An 18,867-nucleotide genomic window follows, 5' to 3' on the forward strand; every position below is an offset into this window, starting at 1 on the left:
TTGTTACAGCTTGTCGATCTCCTCGAACAGCGCGTCCACCAGCTGGTCCTCCGGCACTTTTCGCAGAACCTTTCCCTTAGCGAACAGCAATCCCTCGCCCTTGCCTCCGGCGATGCCCACATCCGCAGCAGTGGCCTCACCCGGTCCATTGACCACGCACCCCATCACCGCCACGGTGATGGGCTTGTCACAGTTCTTCAGCCGCCGTTCCACCTCCCGGGCGATGGGCAGCATATCATACTTCGTCCGCCCGCAGGTGGGGCAGGCGATCAGGTCCGGCCCCGTCTGCCGCAGACCGCAGGCCTGCAAAATACGCTTGGCGGCCACTACCTCTTCCACCGGGTCGGCAGTCAGGCTCACCCGCAGCGTATCGCCGATACCCCGACACAGCAGTCCGCCGATGCCGATGGCCGACTTCAGCACCCCCATCTCCGGTGTGCCGGCCTCGGTGACGCCCAGATGTAGCGGATAGTCCACCTTTTCGTGCAGCAGCTCGTAGGCCGCCATATTTACCGGCACCCGGGAGCACTTCACGGAGATGCAGATATCCCCGAAGCCGCACTCCTCCAACAGGCGCACATGGCCCAGTGCACTCTCGGCCAACGCCTCGGCGGTCACACCGCCGTATTTTTGCACCAGGTCCTTCTCCAGCGACCCGCCGTTGACGCCCACACGGATCGGAATGCCCCGCTCCCGGCAGGCGTCGGCCACGGCCCGCACGCGGTCCTTCGACCCGATGTTGCCGGGGTTGATGCGTATTTTATCCACACCGCCGTCCACACACAGCAACGCCAGCCGGTAATCAAAGTGGATATCCGCCACCAGCGGGATGTGTATAGCCGCCTTGATGCTCGGAATGGCCCGTGCGGCCTCCTCCGTGGGCACCGCCACACGCACGATCTCGCAGCCCGCCTGCTCCAGGCGCTGTATCTGCCGCACCGTGGCGTTCACGTCCTCCGTGGGCGTATTGCACATGGACTGTATGCTTACGGCCGCGCCGCCGCCCACCGGTACCGCGCCCACCTGTATGCGTCTTGTCACCGTCCCCGCCTCCTCAGTGGATCAGCTTTCCCACGTCGCTGAACACCAGCACCACCATCAGCGCCAGCAGCAGAATAAGTCCCGCGAAGTGGATATAGTTCTCATATTTTGCCGGTATCTGCTTCCGGAACAGCAGCATGGCTGCCGCGTTGATGATCAGGAAGAATATCCGCCCGCCGTCTAATGCCGGCAGGGGCAGCAGGTTCATCACCGCCAGATTCACTGCGATCAGCGCCGCGATGTAGGCGATGTTCTCCACCGCCGCCTGGGTCGTCTCCGCCTGCTCACCTACCTGTACCATGGTGGACACGATCCCCACCGGGCCACTCAGGTCCCGCAGGCCCGCCTGCCCGGTAAAGAGCATTTGCAGACTCAGCCGCACCAGACGCACGAAATCCACAGCATTGTTCCAGGTGTAGGCCAGTTTGTCGCCGAAGGTGGCCGCCGCCGCACCGAAGTATATTCCGTAGCCGCTGTACGCATTTCCGCTTTGATCGGTATACGTCTGTCTCGTCATGGCAAAGTCGTCCAGGCGCACCTTCTCCCCGCCGCGGTCCACCACCAGGTCGAATGTGCCGGTCTTATTCAGGCCAAGCAGCAGGCTCACGTCGCTGTAAATGTACACGCGCTCCCCATCGATGGACACCAGCCGGTCCCCGGTCTGCAAGCCGTCGGCGCTCTCCAACGGACAACCCTCGGCAAAGCCGGAGATCACCGGCTGATAGAACCCCTGCGCCGGCGCATACAGGCAGAAGATGATAATAAGCCCCGCCAGAAAATTCATGGCCGCGCCGGCGGCAAAAATGATCAGCTTTTTCCAAAAGTCCTGGCGGTTCAGCGCCGCCGGATCGTCAGAGTCCTCCTCTTCCCCCTCCATGGCACAGAAACCGCCCACCGGAAAAGCCCGCAGAGAATACTGGGTATCCCCCCGCTGCTTTTTCCACAGCACCGGTCCCATGCCGATGGCGAACTCGTTGACCCGCACGCCGCAGGCCTTGGCCGCCAGAAAATGCCCCAGCTCATGGACGGCGATCAAAATACCGAACACCAGCAGGGCCGCTATGATATATACGATCATGTATGCAAGCTCCTTTTCCGGATGTCACAGGGCAGCGCGCCGCGCCGCCTTGTCTGCTTCCAGTATATCCGCAAGGCTTGGCTGATATTGCACCGGCACCCGCTCCAACGCGCGCTCCACCCGCCGGGAGATATCGTTAAAGCCGATCTCACCCCGCAGAAACATTCCCACGGCCGCCTCGTTGGCGCCGTTGAGTATGGCGCAGGCGGTGCCGCCCACCGCTGCGGCATACCGTGCCAGACGCAGACAGGGGAACGCCCTCTCGTCCGGCTCGGCAAAGGTCAGCGCGCCGCACGTCAGCAGGTCCAGCGGCTTATCCGGGCTCTCGGCCCGGTAGGGATACGTCAGCGCGTAGCGGATGGGCAGCTTCATATCCGGCGTGCCCAGCTGCGCCAGCAGCGCCCCGTCCCGGAACTCCACCAGCGAATGCACGATGCTCTGGCGGTGTATCACCGCCTGCACCTGCTCCACCGGCAGGCGATAGAGCCGCATGGCCTCGATGATCTCCAATCCCTTGTTCATCAGTGTGGCGGAGTCCACCGTGATCTTCGGTCCCATGTGCCAGTTGGGATGGCGCAGGGCATCCGCCGCCGTCATGTGCTCCAGCTCGTCGAAGGTCCTTCCGTAGAACGGCCCGCCGGAGCAGGTCAGCAGGATACGCCGCACCTCACCCCGGTCCCGGCAGCCCTGCAAGCACTGAAACACCGCACTGTGCTCACTGTCCACCGGCACGATCTCCGCGCCGTATTTCTCCGCCGCGTCCATCACCAGCTCACCGGCGCACACCAGCGTTTCCTTATTGGCCAGCGCGATGCGCTTGCCTTTTTGGATTGCCGCCAGTGTGGGACGCAGCCCCACGCTGCCCATCACGGCAGTCACCACCGTGTCCGCCTCGGTCATAGCGGCGGCAGCCAACAGGCCCTCCTCCCCTGCCATGACCTCAATGCCGGTCCCCCGCAGCCGTTTTTTCAGCGCCAGCGCCGCATTTTCGTCATACAGCACCGCAAGGCGCGGCATATACTGCCGCGCCTGCTGCTCCAACAGGTCTACCTGTGTATTGGCGGTCAGCGCCGCCACGCGGAGGCCCAGCTCCCCGGCCACCTCCAGCGTCTGCCGCCCGATGGAGCCGGTAGCCCCCAACAGGGCGATGGTTTTCGTCATAGGTCCTTCCTCAATACAGCGTCACAGCGTTGATAAGCATCCACGTCACCGGTGCAGCGAAGATCACACTGTCGAACCGGTCCAGCACGCCGCCGTGGCCCGGCAGCAGCCGTCCGTAGTCCTTGATGCCGCACTGCCGCTTCACGCAGGAGAAGCTCAGGTCGCCCAGCTGCCCCAGCACCGCGCCCACGAAGCCCAACAGCACACACCAGCCGATGTGCAGCTGCACCTCCGTACATAGGAAGAAGAATATCCGGAACAGGATCATTCCCACCATGCCGCCCACCAGGCCGCTGACCGCACCCTCCCGTGTCTTCTTCGGGCTGACTCTGGGCGCCAGCTTTGTTTTCCCGAACAGCATACCGCCGAACAGCGCCAGAGAGTCGCTCATAAACGCCGACACCAGCGGGATCAGCACCAGTCCGGCGCCGTATTCCAGCATCCGCAGCCGCACCAGGCAGCCCAGCGCCAGCGGGATCACCAATCCGGACACCGCCATAGCGCTGATATCCGGAAAATCCAGCTCGTCGTCTTTGCCGAAGGCCTGCACCGCCGCGATGAACATCACCACGATCAGCGCCGCCAGCAGCCATACCATGATCGTATGTATGGCGGTACCCGTGAAGTCACCGCCGCTGAAATACACCGTGAACACGGTGAACACCGCCAGCGTGGCCGCCAGCCCCCACCAGTGCGCCGCTTTCTCCGGCGCGGCGGCCGCCATGAACTCATGGCAGCCGATGACGCACAGCGCCGCCACCAGCACCGCTGTGGCCCAATCCGGTGCGAAGCACAGCACGCCGATCAATGCCGGCACGCCGATGATCGCCACCAGTATTCTCTGTTTCATGGTCGTCACCTCACTTTACGCCGCCGAACCGGCGATCCCGCCGCTGATAGTCGATGATCGCTCTGTCCATATCCTGCCGGGTAAAATCCGGCCACAGCGTGTCGCAGAAATAGAATTCGCTGTAGGCACACTGCCACAGCATGAAATTGCTCAGCCGTATCTCGCCGCTGGGGCGGATGATCAGCTCCGGGTCGGGGATACCGGCAGAGTACATATTGGCGGAGAGGTTCTCCTCCGTCCAGTCCACCCCCTGCTCCGCGCACAGCCGCGCCGCCCGCAGTATCTCCGCCCTGCCGCCGTAATTCAGACACACATTGGCCTGGAACCCCGCATAGCGGCCGGAGATGTCGTCCGTCTCATGTGCCAGCGCCTGCAGCTCCGGGGACAGTGCGCTGAGATCGCCGAAGAACCGCAGGCGGATGTGCTCCTTTTCCATGGTGTCGATAGCTTCCCGCAGATACTGCTCCAGCAGGCCCATGATGGTATTCACCTCATCGGCGGGCCGCTTCCAGTTCTCTGTGGAAAAGGCGTATACCGTCAGGTATTCCACGCCCAGTTTCTTGCAGTAGGTGGCGATGTCGCGGAACACCTCCGCCCCCGCCTTGTGCCCCGCCGTGCGGGGCAGGCCGCGTTTTTTCGCCCAGCGGCCGTTGCCGTCCATAATAACAGCGATATGGCGGGGAAGGCGGCTCCTGTCCACCTCCCCCGCCGTATGGGGCGTTTTCTTCGTAAACAGTCCCATTAAACAGACATCAATTCCTTTTCCTTGTTGTCCAGGATCTTGTCGATCTCCTTGCAGCTGTCGTCGGTCAGCTTCTGCAGGTCCTTCTCGGCGATCTTCAGCTCGTCCTCGGTGATCTCGGATGCCTTCTGCTGCTTCTTGAAGTTATCCATCGCATCCCGGCGGATATTCCGCACAGCCACCTTGCCGTTCTCGGCGTACTTGTGGATCTGCTTGACCAGCTCCTTGCGGCGCTCCTCGGTCAGCTGGGGGAAAGCCAGACGAATGCACTTACCGTCGTTCTGGGGGTTGATGCCCAAGTCGGACTCCTGAATGGCCTTTTCAATACCCTTCAGAATGCTGGCATCCCAAGGGGTAATGACCAGCGTCCGCGGGTCAGGAGAGCCGATAGAGCCGATCTGCTGGATGGGCGTGGGGGTACCGTAATAGTCCACACTGATGCGGTTGAGCACGGAAGCGTTGGCGCGGCCGGCACGCACGGTGTCGAAGTCGCTCATCACGGATTCAATGCTCTTCTTCATTTTTTCCTCGTAAACCTTGTACTCGTCCTTCAACATGGGGTCAGTCCTCCTTCACGATCGTTCCGATTTTTTCGCCGCGCAGGGCGCGGATGATATTCTCCGGGTCTTTCAGGGCAAACACCAGCACCGGGATATGGTTATCCATGGACAGGCTGGTGGCGGTAGAGTCCATCACAGCCAGGTGCCGCTTGAGCACCTCGTCGTAGGTGATGCTGTCAAACTTCACCGCATCGGCATTCTTGGCCGGGTCGCTGTCGTACACGCCGTCGATATTCTTGGCCAGCAGGATGACGTCCGCGTCGATCTCCGCCGCCCGCAGCACCGCCGCGGTATCCGTGGAGAAGAACGGGCAGCCGATGCCGCAGCCAAAAATGACCACTCTCCCCTTTTCCAGGTGCCGAATGGCCCTGGCGCGGATATACGGCTCCGCCACGGCCCGGATCTCCAGCGCCGTCTGCACACGCACGTCCACACCCTTCTGCTCCAGCACGTCCGCCATGGCCATGCAGTTCATGGCCGTGGCCAGCATACCCATGTGATCGGCCCGGGTGCGCTCGATGTGTCCCTCGCCGTCCTTCACGCCGCGCCAGAAATTGCCGCCGCCGATGACGATACCCACCTGCACGCCCATGTCCACACACTGCTTGATAACGTCCGCCACCCGGCCCATGACCTGAAAGTCCAGACCGAAGTGCTTATCGCCGGCCAGCGCTTCGCCGCTGATCTTCAGCAGCACCCGCTTGAATACTGGTTGCTCCATCGCCGTTCCTCCCTAATTTTCTATCAGGTATTTTACCTTATTTCTCCCGTTTTGCATAGGGGGAAAATCGAAAATTTTTCTGAATTCTTTTTTGCAGATCCCGCGTGCCCTGCGCCTGCGGCGCAGGATGCAAAAACGAAAAGCTTTGTTTTTTTCCACCGGCGGTGTATAATAGGGAAAACACTTTTCCGGAGGCTGATTTTCATGGAACTTCTGCACGTGCTGGGCAATACATATGCGGCCGTCGCCGCCACCGCTCTACTGCCCGTTTATAAGCTCAATGACCGGGATGTGGTGCTCATCGACACCGGCTACGCCAAGCTGGACAGAGCCGGCCTGACCGCGCTCATCGACGGCAGCGGCTGGCGTCTGCGCGCCATTCTCTGCTCTCACGCCCACTTCGACCACACCGGCAACGTCCGGTATTTGCAGGAGCGATACGGCGCAAAAGCCGCCATCTCCCTGATCGAAGCCGGTATCTCTGTGAACCCGGACAGCTACCGCGCCAACTACGTGGCCCTGACCTACGGCAAAAGCCGTGAGCTGTTTCTGGAGGAGTGCTTCACCGCAGATCGGGTCATCTTCCCCCAGGAGGACCACATCGATGTAGACGGCGCCCGGTTCGGCGTACTGTCTCTCCCCGGCCATTCGGCAGGCCAGCTGGGCTTTGTCACGCCGGACGGCGCGGCCTATCTGGGCGACTGCCTCATCGATCAGGCCCTGATCGACGGCGCCAAGCTGCCCACCAGTATGTTCGTCGCCAGGGATCTGGAGAGCAAGGAGTCCCTCCGCGCCACGGACTACCCCGCCTATATCATCGCCCACAAGCAGGTCGTCACCGACCGCGCGGAGCTGTCTGCCCTCATCGACAGCAACATCGCCTTCATCCACCGCAAGGAGCGGGAGCTTCTGGACGACCTCACCGACGGCATGACGTTCTCCGACTGGATATACGCCTTCTGCCAGCGGGAGAACATCCGCACCCGGCAGGAGCTGAAATTCAGCATCGTGGAGCGGAACTTCACCAACTTCACCGACTGGCTCACCGACACCGGCAAGGTACGCGTAGAGCGCGACTTCTGCGCCAAGAGGTATTACCACGGCTGAGATACCGTGTACGCATGGAAAAGCCACCCCATCGGGGTGGCTTTTCTGCTGTATTTATCCCTCAAAGGGCACGCCGAATATCTGCCAGAACTGCCGGTTCTCGCTGTCGGACACTATGGCGGAGTTCCACGAGCCGAACGTAAAGCTGGCGCAGCTGTCCGTCCCCTTCAGCACCGACACTGTCCGCCCGTCGTCGAACGTCACCGTCAGCTTGGCGGTGAACCAGCAGGCGGCTCCGCCGCCGTAGTCTCTGGTGTTGGTGAGCATCTTCTGCAGGGCGGGCAGGTCGGCCTTGGCGGCGGTGTACGTCTCGCCGCCGTAGAACTCCAGCTTGGCGGAAGTCATATTGCCCCGGAAATCCTCCGGCGTCACGAAGGTATAGCCGCACTGCTCCGTCAGTATTTTCAGCACCGTGGGCGGCACGGGGTAATCGGCAGTGCCCCAATAGCGGACATCGTCCTCGCCGCTGCGGTGCAGGGTGGCGCAGACCTGATGCCACTCCGGCTGCACCAGTCCCTTCTCCGACTGGATGGCCTGCACCTGCTCCTCCGTCAGCGGCACGACCTGCTTGGCGGAACCTCCCGTCTCCCACGTGATCTGATAGACCTCCAGCTCCGCCGTTTCCGCCGCGCTCCGGTACTGGAACCGTACAGCGTACTGTCCATCCATGCCCAGGCCCACGAACTGCTCCGTCAGCTCTACCACATCTCCGTTGTGGAGCGCCACGTTCTCCTCATTGTACCGTCCGTAGAGGGTGAAGCCCTCACCCTTTATCACGGACAGCTGCGCGCCGCTGCCCACCTCATACACCGGGATGTCCTCGCTGTAATTCTCGTCGTACTTCACCGTGCGGTACACCACGGAATAGACCTCCGTCACGGCAATGCTCAGCTGATCCTTCTCGTAGCTGACGGTCACCGGCAGCCCGCCGGTCAGTTGGGACGTTATGTACCGGGAAATATCCCGCAGCAGCGCCTCCGCCGCGTCGCCGTTCCCACGGGGGTCGGCCTGCCCGGACAGAGTCCAGATATACCTCCGCACCTGCTGCGGCAGCTGGCTATACCGCTGCGCCAGCACGTCCATGGCGCCCTCGGCATACGCCCCGTCCGCGTTCAGATAGTAGGCGCACAGATAGCTCAGGGGAACGGTCTCCCAGTCCGGCAGCTGCGCCGCGTCATACACAATACCGTAATCCTCCGCCTTTGCACTGACCACGCCGTCCTCGCCCAGTATGGGCCACGGGGTGATCTTCGTGAAGTCCGGCAGGGCGTCGCCGGGATAGTAGACGATGGAGCCGTCCTCCAAACGCGCCTGTAAAACATCCATCAGCGCTTGCAGACCCGCCGCGCTCTCCCGCACGGCGTTGTAGTCCGCCGCCACATAGTCCCCGGCGTACACCGTGCCGGACACAGGGGTCTCCCCTTCCGCACCGATGTCCTCCCACCGCAGCCACTCCGCGTTGTCGATGAGTGCCAGCGCGATATAGCCCCGCTGCGCCATCTGCCGGTTCCACTCCGCGCTGCGCTGCGGCAGCGCGCCTGTAAAGGCGTAGCGCACCACCACGCCGTAGGGCTCGCTGGCCGTTTCGACCTCAAAGGAGTAGGTATACGCCTGACCATCGCCGGCAGCGCCGGCCGCCCGGAAGCCCAGCGCGTCCAGTATGCCGCTGACGGCGGCATTGTCGCCGATATACTCCGTCCGCAGGGCGTACAGCGTCTCCGCGTCCGGCACTCCGGCGTCGTTTTCGGCGGGCTTCGTCAGCAGGCACACGCCGATGATGGCCGCCGCAACGACCAGCAGGATGACAGCCCAGAGGGCGGGCTTCTTATAGTTGAGCACGTTCTTCACCCTTTCTTTCACAGCTACTTCGCCAAAGGCCAGCGGGCACACCGCCGCCATTTTCGGCTGGGCGGCACAGGCCACCAGCGCCCGGGAATAGGCGGCCCGCTGGGCGGGCGTGGCGTTTTTCAACACCATTTCATCACAGGCGCGCTCCATGTCGCGGCCCAGCAGGACATACGCCGCCCAGAGGACCGGGTTGAACCAGTTGACCGCCAGCAGCAGAAATGCCAACGGTTTCCACACATGGTCCCAGCGGCGGATATGGCACCTTTCGTGGGCGAGCACCTGAGGAAAGTCCTGCTCCGACACGGTTTCCGGCACATAAATGCGGGGCGCGAGCACGCCCAGCACGAAAGGCGTAGACCAGTCGGTGCAGCGATAGACATTGTCCTGTATGCGGGGGGCGGCGCGGAGCCGCCAGCGCATACGCAGCAGGCTGAGGGCCATGTACAGCGCCATGCAGCCCACGCCCGTCAGCCAGATGGCGGGCAGCTGATCCAGCAGCGCAAAGCCTTGTGCCGCAGCGGGTCCTGCCATTTCCAGGCGCTGCTCCGGCGGGGCGGAAACATAGACCTTTTCCTGCTGGCGAAGCTCCTGATAGGCCTGGATGGGCGGGCTTTCGGGCTGCTGGAGACTGACGGGGCTCTCTACTGTCAATCGGGCTGGAAGCAGCAGCCGCAGGGCTACCAGCAGCCACAGCATACACACGGCCCGGCGGGGCGCACGGCGCAGCAGCGGCCGCACCGCCATCACCGCCAGCGCGATGAGGCCCGCCTGCCAGGAAATTTCCAATACGGAGGTAAACAGGCTATTCATTTTCTTCTCCTTTATGGCACAGGGCATAACACTGTATGCCGCAGCGCGGTTCAGTTACGTCCGGAATTCTTCTGCTCGAAGCGGTCGATCATGGCGTGGAGCACATCGGCATCCTCTTTGGAAAGTTTTGAATTTCCCATGAAAGCCGTCAGAAATGCTGGCAAACTGCCGTGGAAGTTGTGGGCTATAAAGGCGCGGCTCTCCGCGCGCTGCACGTCCTCCCGCCGCACCAGCGCGGTGACGACGGCGTTCTCCGTGTGCACCACGCCGCGCTCGGCGAGACGCTTGATCACAGTGTAGGTGGTGGATTTTTTCCAGCCCAGCTCCTCGGCACAGAGGCGGACCAGCTCGCTGCTCTTTATAGGCTCATGGGACCAGAGTATCTCGCAGAAGCGCAGTTCGCTGTCAAAAATTTTCGGTGTTTCCACAGGGTTTTCCTCCTTGGTCGAATGTAGTAGACCCGTTTTTAGTCTAACGCGTTAGACCCGTCCTGTCAAGTATTTTTTTCTTGCTTTTTGTGTTACTTTTACTTTACTTTTCTTGTACGCTTATGATACCTTAGTGCAGAGGATGTTGCAGGGCCATGCAAGCTATGTGTCAGGCACAGCAAAAACAGGTACGGAAGGGGCGCATCATGGATATCGTGTATGAGGATAAGCGGATCGTGGTGGCGGTAAAGCCCGCGGGCGTGATCTCCACTGACGTGCGGAACGGTATGCCGGAGCTGCTGCGGCAGACGCTGCACACCGCGTGCATACGGACGGTACACCGGCTGGACGCGCCGGTAGCAGGGCTGATGGTGTTCGCACGGAGCGCCTACGCCGCCGGGGAACTGTCACGGCAGATACGGGAGGGGGAATTCGAGAAAACGTATCTGGCGGTGGTGCGGGGAATGCCGAAGGCGGACGAGGGAGAGCTGACGGACCTGCTGGGCCGGGACAAGGCGCGGCGGATGACCTATGTGGCCGAGGGGCCGGGAAAGGATGTGCGGGAGGCGCGGCTGCGGTACCGGGTGCTGGACCGGCGGGCGGGATGCGCGCTGGTGCGGGTCCGACTGCTGACGGGGCGAACGCACCAGATCCGGGTGCAGTTCGCGTCACGAGGGATGCCGCTGGTGGGCGACCGGCGGTACGGGGACGCGGCGGACGCAGACACCCCCATCGCGCTGTGGTCGGCAGGCGTGGCGTTCCGGCACCCGGAGACGGGAAAGGCCATGGCGTTTGAGCTGGCGCCGCCGCAGGAGCCGCCGTGGAGCTGGTTTCAGGCATAAAAAAATGAGCACCCCTCCGGGTGCTCATTTTTTATGTGCTCAGAATTTCTTTCTGCCGGTGTAGGCCAGGCCGGTGAGGGACAGGAGGGACAGGGCGGCGTAGAGGGCTACGCCGGGGTCGGCGGTCTTGGGAGAACCCTTGGCATCGTCGGCCTTAGTATCGGTGGTAGGGTAGTAGTAATAGCCGCCGGAGGAGGCCGGGGTCCGCACGGCATACAGCGTCAGCGGCTCTTTTATTTCGGTGTTAAAATCCCACGCTTCGGAAACGCCCTCTTTCGTCCAGTACATAAATTCCCGGCCATTTACTGTGGTGGGAGTTTCCGGCTCCTCAACTGCATTAGGCTGTAAAACAAGCTTTAGGGTCCTTGTATTGGCGACCTCGTCAATGAAATTGACGGTGTTGTAGTCCACACAAATGCCGCTGGTGCCTATTTCCACTTTGATATGTCCGTCAAGCACATTCGCACCTTGCACGACAGTATCCACTTTTCCCAATTTGTCCTCTGTCATCCCCGAATTCCACCAGAATTTTATACGCACATTTCCCTCAATGGTACCGCCGGTAACGGACAGTCTGGCACTTGTCTGGAGCGTTTCCTCTATGAAAATGTCCTCCTTGGTATTTCTCGTGTTATTCCCTCCGATATACGCCGCTTCAGACATCTTCATCCACCCGGTGGACATATATACGCCCTGTTCATAGCATCCCGTAATACGGCCGCCGGTCATTTTGAAGGTCCCCACATTATTACGTACGCCGACAGTTTCTCCGGTGATCGTGCCGCCGGACATTTCAAAGATCGCCCCATCGATAAAGACACTGCCGCGACTGCTGTTTCCGGTAAGCGTGCCGCCCTCCAGCTTCAGCGTTGTACCATTCTCCAGGAATACGGCTCCCCCAACATTGTAAATTCCCGTCATGTTCATTCCCTCTCCGCCGGTGATGACACCGCCGGCAGGCAAACGCCCATAGGATCCTGTATGCGGATTTTGGGGACGGCTGTCCGTGATGGTCAGGGTCGCACGGTCACTCACCTTGAGCACACTGACGTCGCCGGTCATCTTGAGCACATGGCCGTTCAGGTCGAGGGTCACATCTCTCGTTACTACCAATGTCTCGCTGATCTCGATATCCTCTGTCAGCTGGACAGTTCCGCCGTTGGATATGGCAGATTTCAGCCTGGTTGCGGCGTTGTCAGGCGGCGATGCCGCACCGGCGGTGGACACCAGGGGATTTGTTACATCCCCCGATGTAACAAAAGCTGCCCATATGGGCAGCGCGCATACCAATACCAGGGTCATCAGGATGGGGAGCAGTCGTCTCTTCATGGCGGTTCCTCCTTCTATGGCTCACATATTTCTCTCCCGGGCCTGTGTGCCGCAAATTTTCTTGTTGGGAAAGTTTTGCGGCGCGCAGGCTCTGTTGTACGACCATCTTACCAGAAAGTGTCGCGAAAGGCAACGGGAATATCCAGATATTGGCATAACAAATCGGTGTGGGAGGTATTAGAGGAAGTTATGGTGGGTATTTTTTGGCTTGTCCGGACATAGGCTTGTCTGAAAGGCGGTGGGGCTTGTGAAATGGCGGCGGGGCGCGGCGGCGGTGTGCGGGGCGTTCGTGCTGTGGCTGGCGGCGGTGTGCGCGGGGAGTCAGGACCTGCGGGCGGCGGCACAGGCGGTACGGGACAGCTCACTGGCGCAGCGGCTGGTGCAGTGGGAGCTGGGGGAGTTGTGGGCGGCGGACTCGCTGCCGCTGCCGGTGCTGACGGTGCTGCGGCAGTCGCCGATGCTGCTGGCGGCGGAGACGCAGGTGACGCAGGCAGAAACGCCCCGGAACGCGGAGGAGACGCCCTCCCCCGCCCCGGCGGAAACACCGGAGGGCCCAACAACGGGGCAGACGGAGAACACCGGCGGGCAGGGGGAATCGAGGCCGCTGTCGGTGGTGGCGGCGGATGAGAACGGGTATACCCGGGTGGGGGACGTGTTCATCAAGAACAGTTCGCGGCAGACGGTGGAGGGCATCGTGTTTGACGGGACGTTTGCGGCGGCGCTGGGCGAGGACGCGCCGCAGGTGCTGATCGTCCACACCCACGGCAGCGAGGCGTACACCATGCCGCCGGGGGAGGAATACGAGGACACGGGGAGCTTTCGGACGGCGGATGCCAGCGTGAGCGTGATACGGGTGGGCGACGAGCTGGCGAGGGTGCTGTCGGGCTACGGGATATCGGTGCTGCACGACCGGGCGCTGTATGACGACCCGGAGTACAACGGGGCGTACTACCGGGCGGAGGACGCCATCGAGGCGTATATGGAGAAGTACCCCAGCATCGGGTTCATTCTGGATGTGCACCGGGACGCGCTGGAGGACAAGGCCGGGCACCAGTACAAGGTGGTAACGCGGGAGGACCCGGACTGCGCGCAGGTGAGCCTGGTGATGGGCAGCAGCTGGGAGGGCTGGCAGGAGAACCTGAAATTCGCCGTGGCGGTGCAGCAGCACCTGACGGAGCGCTATCCCACGCTGATGCGGCCGCTGACGCTGCGGAATTCGGACTACAATGAGTACTTCACACCCGGTAGCCTGCTGGTGGAGATCGGCGCGGCGGGGAACTCGCTGGAGGAGGCGCTGAAGGCCGTGCGGGTGTTCGGAGAGGGCTTTGCGGAGGTAGTGACGGGAAAATAGGGTTGCAATCCGGGCGTCGGTAGGGTATAATATGGAAACCTTATCAAAAAAAACGATTCCGGAGGGTATAGACTATGAAACGGAACCGCGGCTTTACATTGATGGAAATGCTGATCGTGGTGGCGATCATCGCTGTGCTGGCGGCTATTGCCATCCCTGTGTTCAACGGCAGTCTGCACAAGGCCAAGGTGGCCGCCGACATGGCCAACGTGCGGGCGTATTACGCGGAGCTGCAGATCGACTACCTGACCACGGGGGAGTTTCGGGAGGATGTTGGGACCCAAGTAGGTGATATGCGGACCGAGATCAATTTCCTGGACGGTACGACGGTCAACTTGCAGGACGGACACCTAACGGTGATACTGGACCGCGATTGGTATGGTACGAAAGAACCTATAGGATACCAGCTGTACTATATGTGCAACAAGGGCGACCACACACTGCTGCTGAAATAATGATGAAAAAAGAGACCGCGGGGCGGTCTCTTTTTTGCGTTCTCAGCGGTTTTTCTTGGCCAGCTCCATGAGTTCCGGGTACTTGGACTTGATGTAGCTGTAGCTGCCCCGACCGTGGGGCAGCAGGCAGTCGGAGCAGTCCTTGACGCCGTTTTCCAGGTACCTGAAGTTGCCGCCGCACTTGCTGCCCAGGGTGTACAGCGGGCAGTAGCAGAACAGGCAGTTGAAGTCCTCCGGGTGGCCGGTCTTGTGGCAGGGGAAGAACTCGCAGGCGGTGTGCTGGGTGAAGGAGTAGGCGCACTCCTCGGGCTTTTTGGTGTAGATATCGTCCATGTCAGTCCTCCACGGTGACCAGGCCGTCGTCACCCACGGTGACGGTCATGCCGGTCTGCACATATTGCAGGAACTCATCGCCCAGGGAGTCCACCACGGGCATTTTGCTGTCGGTCCAGACATCGCCCAGAATGGCGCCGGAGGCGGCCAGGGAGTCGATGGGCAGGGAGAAGAGCATACAGGCGGGCTGCTTGCCGTGGGAGCACACCGTGAAGAGCACCATGCCGCCGGTGGTGGAGCCGATGGTCTGGGGCAGGCAGAGGGCCTTGCCGATCATGGGCTTTTTGTAGATGTCGGGGTTATTCTGGTCGCCGCACTTGACCTGCTTGTCGCCGAACATCATGGCCATCTGGTAGCTGGCCAGGGTGTTGAAGCCGCCATGGCTGACCAGCGCTTCGGCGGTGCAGGTGCCGGGGACCACCACGCGGCCCTTGAACTGCTGCATATCAGCGTCCCTCCTTTCCGGTGAGGATGTCCAGTATCTCCGCGTCGGTATAGTACCGGGCGCTGGTGTAGGTGCGGAGCTTATTGGAGTTGGTGATGACCGCCTTCTTCTTGCAGAGGGGGTTGTTCATGTACATCAGCGGGCAGATGTAGCTGAGGATCACGCCCATGCTTTGCAGCTTGTAGCCCTCCACGGTGTCCTTGAAGGCGTCCAGCACCGCCGGGGCGGCGGTGAACACGGTGGGAACGGCCACCTGCAGGCGGTTCTGCGCCCGCAGGGCATCGGTGAGCTTCTCCGTCCAGTCCTTCAGCTGCTCCAGCGTCAGGTGAGGGCAGCCCACGAAGCACAGCTGCGGCGCGGCGGCAGGGTCCTTCCAGATGACGGGATAGCTGCGCTTCACGCGCTCCAGCTCGGCGTCATCGATGACGTAGGTCCGATAGCCCTCCCGCAGCAGGGCCTCGCCCTGCTGTTTTGCCTCGGGGGTCAGGTGCTCCACATGGTACAGGCCCACGGCGCCGTTGGAGGCGGTGGCCGCGCCGAAGTCCTTGAGGTAGGCGCGGTTCTCGTCGTTCAGCTCCGTGCCCAGCCACTCGTCCAGTCCCCGGACGTAGGGCACGTCCTCCATGACCTTCATGCCGATGGCGGAGCCGAGAAGCTGGGCCTCGGGCCGGCGGGTGCATTTGACCTCCACCAGCCAATGGGCCTTGCGGCCCTCGTCGGTGAGCAGGCCGAACTCCGGCACGAAGCCGGCGATGCTGCCCATGAGCTCCAGCATACCGCTGTTGCGGTTGCAGCGGGCGCCCAGGACGGAGTTGGCGTAGACCACGGCGGAGGACTCCGCCCAGCTGAGGATATCTCCCTGTTTGGGGGTGTTGCCCACCTGATCCAGATAGCAGGTACAGGTATAGGCGTTATCGGCGGTGATGCCCAGCTTTTTCAGCTGCTGCTCATACCGGTCCTGCTGGGTGTACATGATCTTGCGGAAGACGATGTCCTCCAACAGACTGGTGGGGACGTGCTTATCCAGGGGCAGGGGGTCAGCAGTGAATTTCTGACCGCTGGTAAGGCCGGACTCGATAAGACGGTCGTACAGATCGTAGACCGGCTTCATCACCGCCAGGCCGAAGGAGATGACGGTGTGGCCGTACTGTCCGGTGACCGGCACCATCCGCTGTGCGCCGAAGGTATCGCCGTACATGACCAGCGTCTTGACCACCTTGGCCATGGTCTCGCCCTGGGCGCCGTCCAGCAGGGCCTGCTGCTGGGGTGTCAACTGCATAAAACCACTTCCTTTGTTTCAGAATGGTGCTGCGCTGGCTCTATTGTACCAGTCCGCCGCGGGAAAGTCAACTTGACGAAGGGGACGCGGTGGGGTATACTGCGGGAGAAAGGACGGTGGCGATATGCGGAGTGTGCTGCTGTGGAAGGATATGGAGCAGGTGGCGGAACGGATGGACGCCGCCGTATTTCAATATGTGGGTGAATTGCAGACGGAGAGCTTTGAGGCCTTTGCCGACTTCGACCTGCTGGCCTTTGACTGGTACGATGTGCGGAAGGCGGGAAAAAGCGGCAAGGTGCTGGTATACATTGACCGGGAGGACCTGTTTTTCTTCTGCCGGAACGAGGCGGCACAGCAGTATGTGCAGGGTGCGGTGGACACGCTGACCGCAGGCGGACCGCTGAATGACCAGCAGCTGCTGTACCGGTTTTTTGCGGGGCTGTTCAAGGGCGACATGGCGTATCTGGAAAAGCTGGAGGCCCAGATCAACGGCGGCGAGAGCGCCATACTGGAGGGCAAGGCCAAGGACGACGCGCCCCGGCGCATCGCCGCGTGGCGGCGGGAGCTGCTGCACCTGAAGCGGTACTATGAGCAGCTGGACGCCATCTTCGATGAGATGTGCGACAACGATAACGGGCTGATCGAGGCGGACATTCTGGCGCGGCTGGAGGTGCTGGGGCGGCGGACGGGCCGGTATCTGCAAAAGGTATGCGCGCTGCAGGAGCTGGTGGCCCAGCTGCGGGAGGCCTATCAGAGCCAGCTGGCCATCCAGCAGAACGACCTGATGCGGGTATTCACCATTGTGACGGTGCTGTTCCTGCCGCTGACGCTGATCACCGGCTGGTTCGGCATGAACTTCGTAAATATGCCGGAGCTGCAGTCGGAGTGGGGCTATCCCGTGATCATCGCCGCCAGCATACTGCTGGTGGCAGGACTGCTGTGGTTCTTCAGGCACAAGAAATGGCTGTAAAAAAAGCACCCCTCAGGCCGCCTGGCCTGAGGGGTGCTTTTCATCTGTATACCACCGCTGCGGCGGAGAGGGCGGCCAGCAGCGGCAGCAGCGTCTGCCCGCGCTGCCGCAGACGGCGGCGCAGGAGGTGCAAAGCGTTCAAGCTGCCAGGGTCTTGCCCATGGCGCGCAGGGCATCCAGGGCGGTGTCATCCGGGGCCTCGCAGCAGATCACGCTGTCGCAGACCAGGTTCACGCCGGCATCGGCGCAGTCCTTTTCCCAGGAGCGCATCCACTCGCCGTCGCCCCAGCCGTAGGAGCCGAACAGGGCCACGGCCTTACCGCCCAGGCAGTTCTTGCAGGCGTCGAACATGGGCTGGAACTCCATCTCCTCCAGCACCTCGCTGCCCATGGCCGGGCAGCCGAAGGCAATGGCGGCATAGCCGTTCAGCTCGGCGGTGTTCACCTGGTCCACCGTCAGCAGCTTGGCATCCGCGCCGGCGGCGGTCATGCCCTCCAGCACGGCATTGGCCATGGCCTCGGTGTTGCCGGTGCCGCTCCAATAGATCACAGCAGTCTTTTTCATTGTCGTTTCTCCTTTCGATCGTTACCCCGCCACAGCCAGCTGATCGATCGTCGCGCCGGCCTGCCAGAGCTTGCAGTATGTGTCCGTGCAGCGCTTGAACCGGGTGAAGAGCCGCCGGGCCCGGGCCTCGTCGCTGTACACCTTCCACAGCCCCGCGCACTTGTAGCTGCGGGCACGGTTATCCACGAAGCCCTTGACGTCCTCAGGAGGGTAGCTGAGGAAGAGGCCGATCTCGTGGGGGAAGTCCGCACCCTGACGGAAGCGGCGGATCAGCGTGGCCACACAGCGGCCGCAGCTGCCGCCGTCATAGCCGGCCTCCGCCAGCAGGCGGCGGGCCAGATCGTCGCTGAGATCGCGGCGGAGAGTGGCGGGGCGGTAGAGGTACAGCAGGGCGCTGCCCTCGGTAAAGCGGAGGGGCAGCAGGCACAGGCCCTTGGGCGAGAGGCGGCGGTTCAGCTGCCGCACCTCGTCCAGCAGCGCATCCCGGTCCGTGCAGGGACAGGGAAAGAGACTGCCGGTCTTGATACCGGCCAGGGTGGGGGCGCACTGGCGCACGACCATCTCTTCGGACATAGGGGTTCCTCCTTAACCGGCGTGTTTTTCCAGAATGCTCCGCAGGGCGGACAGAGAGCTGGTATGGCAGCGCTCGATACGGGTCGGCGTGCCCTTCAGCTCGCTGAGGGCGCTCTGCACCAGCTTGTGGGACATGGTGGAGGTGAAGAAGATCATCAGGTCCGGACTGCCCAGCTTGTTTTTCAGGCCGCCGGAGGGTTTGGTGAACACCTTGGCGGAGCATTTGTAGGACTGACACAGGTCCTTGTAACGACGCTCCATGCACTCGTTGCCGCCTAAGATCACGACGCTCATATCGCACTTCCTTTCTGTTCCGTGCCGCCGAATATTGCTCGACGGTATTTTTGCTCGTTTCTTCCGGATGATACGCGGTTAGCTTC

Annotated in this window: 21 protein-coding genes; 5 read left to right on the forward strand and 16 right to left on the reverse strand. The window is 61.9% G+C overall.

The genetic code is table 11. The features are described 5' to 3' along the window. Window positions 1-3: 3 nt before the first annotated feature. Genes ispG through pyrH form a run of 7 tightly spaced genes read right to left on the reverse strand, consistent with a single transcriptional unit; the run spans window position 4 to window position 6,153 of the window. Window positions 4-1,041 (reverse strand): flavodoxin-dependent (E)-4-hydroxy-3-methylbut-2-enyl-diphosphate synthase, encoded by a 1,038-nt coding sequence (gene ispG / locus ACOMDU_RS07510; protein WP_421129773.1) that lies wholly within the window; start codon window positions 1,039-1,041, stop codon window positions 4-6. A gap of 13 nt (window positions 1,042-1,054) precedes the next feature. Then, window positions 1,055-2,119 (reverse strand): M50 family metallopeptidase, encoded by a 1,065-nt coding sequence (locus tag ACOMDU_RS07515; RefSeq protein WP_421129774.1) that lies wholly within the window; start codon window positions 2,117-2,119, stop codon window positions 1,055-1,057. Window positions 2,120-2,143: 24 nt separating this feature from the next. After that, window positions 2,144-3,280 carry a 1-deoxy-D-xylulose-5-phosphate reductoisomerase gene (locus tag ACOMDU_RS07520; RefSeq protein ID WP_421129775.1) on the reverse strand — a complete coding sequence of 379 codons (1,137 nt, stop codon included), beginning with the start codon at window positions 3,278-3,280 and terminating at the stop codon, window positions 2,144-2,146. Between the two features lie 10 nt (window positions 3,281-3,290). After that, a complete protein-coding gene (locus tag ACOMDU_RS07525; protein ID WP_421129776.1) occupies window positions 3,291-4,130 on the reverse strand; it encodes a phosphatidate cytidylyltransferase in 840 nt (279 codons plus the stop codon). A 10-nt stretch (window positions 4,131-4,140) separates the two neighbouring features. Continuing rightward, window positions 4,141-4,872, reverse strand: a complete 732-nt coding sequence (gene uppS / locus ACOMDU_RS07530; RefSeq protein ID WP_421129777.1) for a polyprenyl diphosphate synthase — start codon at window positions 4,870-4,872, stop codon at window positions 4,141-4,143. Then, entirely contained in the window at window positions 4,872-5,429 is a 558-nt protein-coding gene (gene frr / locus ACOMDU_RS07535; protein WP_022136337.1) for a ribosome recycling factor, read from the reverse strand. Before frr ends, uppS begins: the two co-directional genes overlap by 1 nt. A gap of 4 nt (window positions 5,430-5,433) precedes the next feature. Beyond that, window positions 5,434-6,153, reverse strand: coding sequence for a UMP kinase (gene pyrH / locus ACOMDU_RS07540; protein WP_421129778.1), 720 nt, complete (start codon window positions 6,151-6,153; stop codon window positions 5,434-5,436). A 204-nt stretch (window positions 6,154-6,357) separates the two neighbouring features. On the opposite strand from pyrH, the gene ACOMDU_RS07545 reads away from it, so the two are divergent. After that, a complete protein-coding gene (locus ACOMDU_RS07545; RefSeq protein WP_421129779.1) occupies window positions 6,358-7,260 on the forward strand; it encodes an MBL fold metallo-hydrolase in 903 nt (300 codons plus the stop codon). Window positions 7,261-7,314: 54 nt separating this feature from the next. Here the strand turns inward: ACOMDU_RS07545 and ACOMDU_RS07550 are convergent, their stop codons facing one another. Further along, window positions 7,315-9,918, reverse strand: coding sequence for a M56 family metallopeptidase (locus tag ACOMDU_RS07550; protein WP_421129780.1), 2,604 nt, complete (start codon window positions 9,916-9,918; stop codon window positions 7,315-7,317). Window positions 9,919-9,968: 50 nt separating this feature from the next. After that, window positions 9,969-10,346, reverse strand: a complete 378-nt coding sequence (locus tag ACOMDU_RS07555) for a BlaI/MecI/CopY family transcriptional regulator (protein WP_421129781.1) — start codon at window positions 10,344-10,346, stop codon at window positions 9,969-9,971. Between the two features lie 206 nt (window positions 10,347-10,552). Here ACOMDU_RS07555 and ACOMDU_RS07560 point away from each other — a divergent pair, with 206 nt between their 5' ends. After that, on the forward strand, window positions 10,553-11,188 hold the full coding sequence (locus ACOMDU_RS07560; protein ID WP_421129782.1) for an RluA family pseudouridine synthase: 636 nt from the start codon (window positions 10,553-10,555) through the stop codon (window positions 11,186-11,188). A 39-nt stretch (window positions 11,189-11,227) separates the two neighbouring features. On the opposite strand, the gene ACOMDU_RS07565 is transcribed toward ACOMDU_RS07560, so the two are convergent. Continuing rightward, on the reverse strand, window positions 11,228-12,517 hold the full coding sequence (locus tag ACOMDU_RS07565; protein ID WP_421129783.1) for a hypothetical protein: 1,290 nt from the start codon (window positions 12,515-12,517) through the stop codon (window positions 11,228-11,230). 247 nt (window positions 12,518-12,764) lie between these two features. On the opposite strand from ACOMDU_RS07565, the gene spoIIP reads away from it, so the two are divergent. Continuing rightward, the gene (gene spoIIP / locus ACOMDU_RS07570) at window positions 12,765-13,868 is read left to right on the forward strand and encodes a stage II sporulation protein P (protein ID WP_421129784.1); all 1,104 of its coding nucleotides are present in this window, start codon (window positions 12,765-12,767) and stop codon (window positions 13,866-13,868) included. Window positions 13,869-13,942: 74 nt separating this feature from the next. Further along, window positions 13,943-14,323: a prepilin-type N-terminal cleavage/methylation domain-containing protein gene (locus ACOMDU_RS07575; protein ID WP_421129785.1), complete on the forward strand. Its 381-nt coding sequence runs from the start codon at window positions 13,943-13,945 to the stop codon at window positions 14,321-14,323. 42 nt (window positions 14,324-14,365) lie between these two features. Here the strand turns inward: ACOMDU_RS07575 and ACOMDU_RS07580 are convergent, their stop codons facing one another. Genes ACOMDU_RS07580 through ACOMDU_RS07590 form a run of 3 tightly spaced genes read right to left on the reverse strand, consistent with a single transcriptional unit; the run spans window position 14,366 to window position 16,380 of the window. Beyond that, window positions 14,366-14,656 (reverse strand): cysteine-rich small domain-containing protein, encoded by a 291-nt coding sequence (locus tag ACOMDU_RS07580; RefSeq protein ID WP_421129786.1) that lies wholly within the window; start codon window positions 14,654-14,656, stop codon window positions 14,366-14,368. A gap of 1 nt (window position 14,657) precedes the next feature. Further along, window positions 14,658-15,101: an aconitase X swivel domain-containing protein gene (locus ACOMDU_RS07585; RefSeq protein ID WP_421129787.1), complete on the reverse strand. Its 444-nt coding sequence runs from the start codon at window positions 15,099-15,101 to the stop codon at window positions 14,658-14,660. 1 nt (window position 15,102) lies between these two features. Next, the gene (locus ACOMDU_RS07590) at window positions 15,103-16,380 is read right to left on the reverse strand and encodes an aconitase X (RefSeq protein WP_421129788.1); all 1,278 of its coding nucleotides are present in this window, start codon (window positions 16,378-16,380) and stop codon (window positions 15,103-15,105) included. 124 nt (window positions 16,381-16,504) lie between these two features. On the opposite strand from ACOMDU_RS07590, the gene ACOMDU_RS07595 reads away from it, so the two are divergent. Then, window positions 16,505-17,350 carry a magnesium transporter CorA family protein gene (locus ACOMDU_RS07595; protein ID WP_421129789.1) on the forward strand — a complete coding sequence of 282 codons (846 nt, stop codon included), beginning with the start codon at window positions 16,505-16,507 and terminating at the stop codon, window positions 17,348-17,350. A gap of 138 nt (window positions 17,351-17,488) precedes the next feature. Here ACOMDU_RS07595 and ACOMDU_RS07600 read toward each other — a convergent pair whose 3' ends face one another. From ACOMDU_RS07600 to ACOMDU_RS07610, 3 genes are read right to left on the reverse strand one after another with little or no spacing between them, the layout of a single operon-like run. Beyond that, window positions 17,489-17,914, reverse strand: coding sequence for a flavodoxin (locus ACOMDU_RS07600; RefSeq protein ID WP_421129790.1), 426 nt, complete (start codon window positions 17,912-17,914; stop codon window positions 17,489-17,491). Between the two features lie 21 nt (window positions 17,915-17,935). Then, window positions 17,936-18,487, reverse strand: coding sequence for a DUF3793 family protein (locus tag ACOMDU_RS07605; protein WP_421129791.1), 552 nt, complete (start codon window positions 18,485-18,487; stop codon window positions 17,936-17,938). A 12-nt stretch (window positions 18,488-18,499) separates the two neighbouring features. After that, a complete protein-coding gene (locus ACOMDU_RS07610; RefSeq protein WP_022135079.1) occupies window positions 18,500-18,781 on the reverse strand; it encodes a DUF2325 domain-containing protein in 282 nt (93 codons plus the stop codon). Window positions 18,782-18,867 lie beyond the last annotated feature (86 nt).

The organism is Vescimonas sanitatis (assembly GCF_049060325.1).
In the GTDB taxonomy this organism is placed as follows: domain Bacteria; phylum Bacillota; class Clostridia; order Oscillospirales; family Oscillospiraceae; genus Vescimonas; species Vescimonas sanitatis.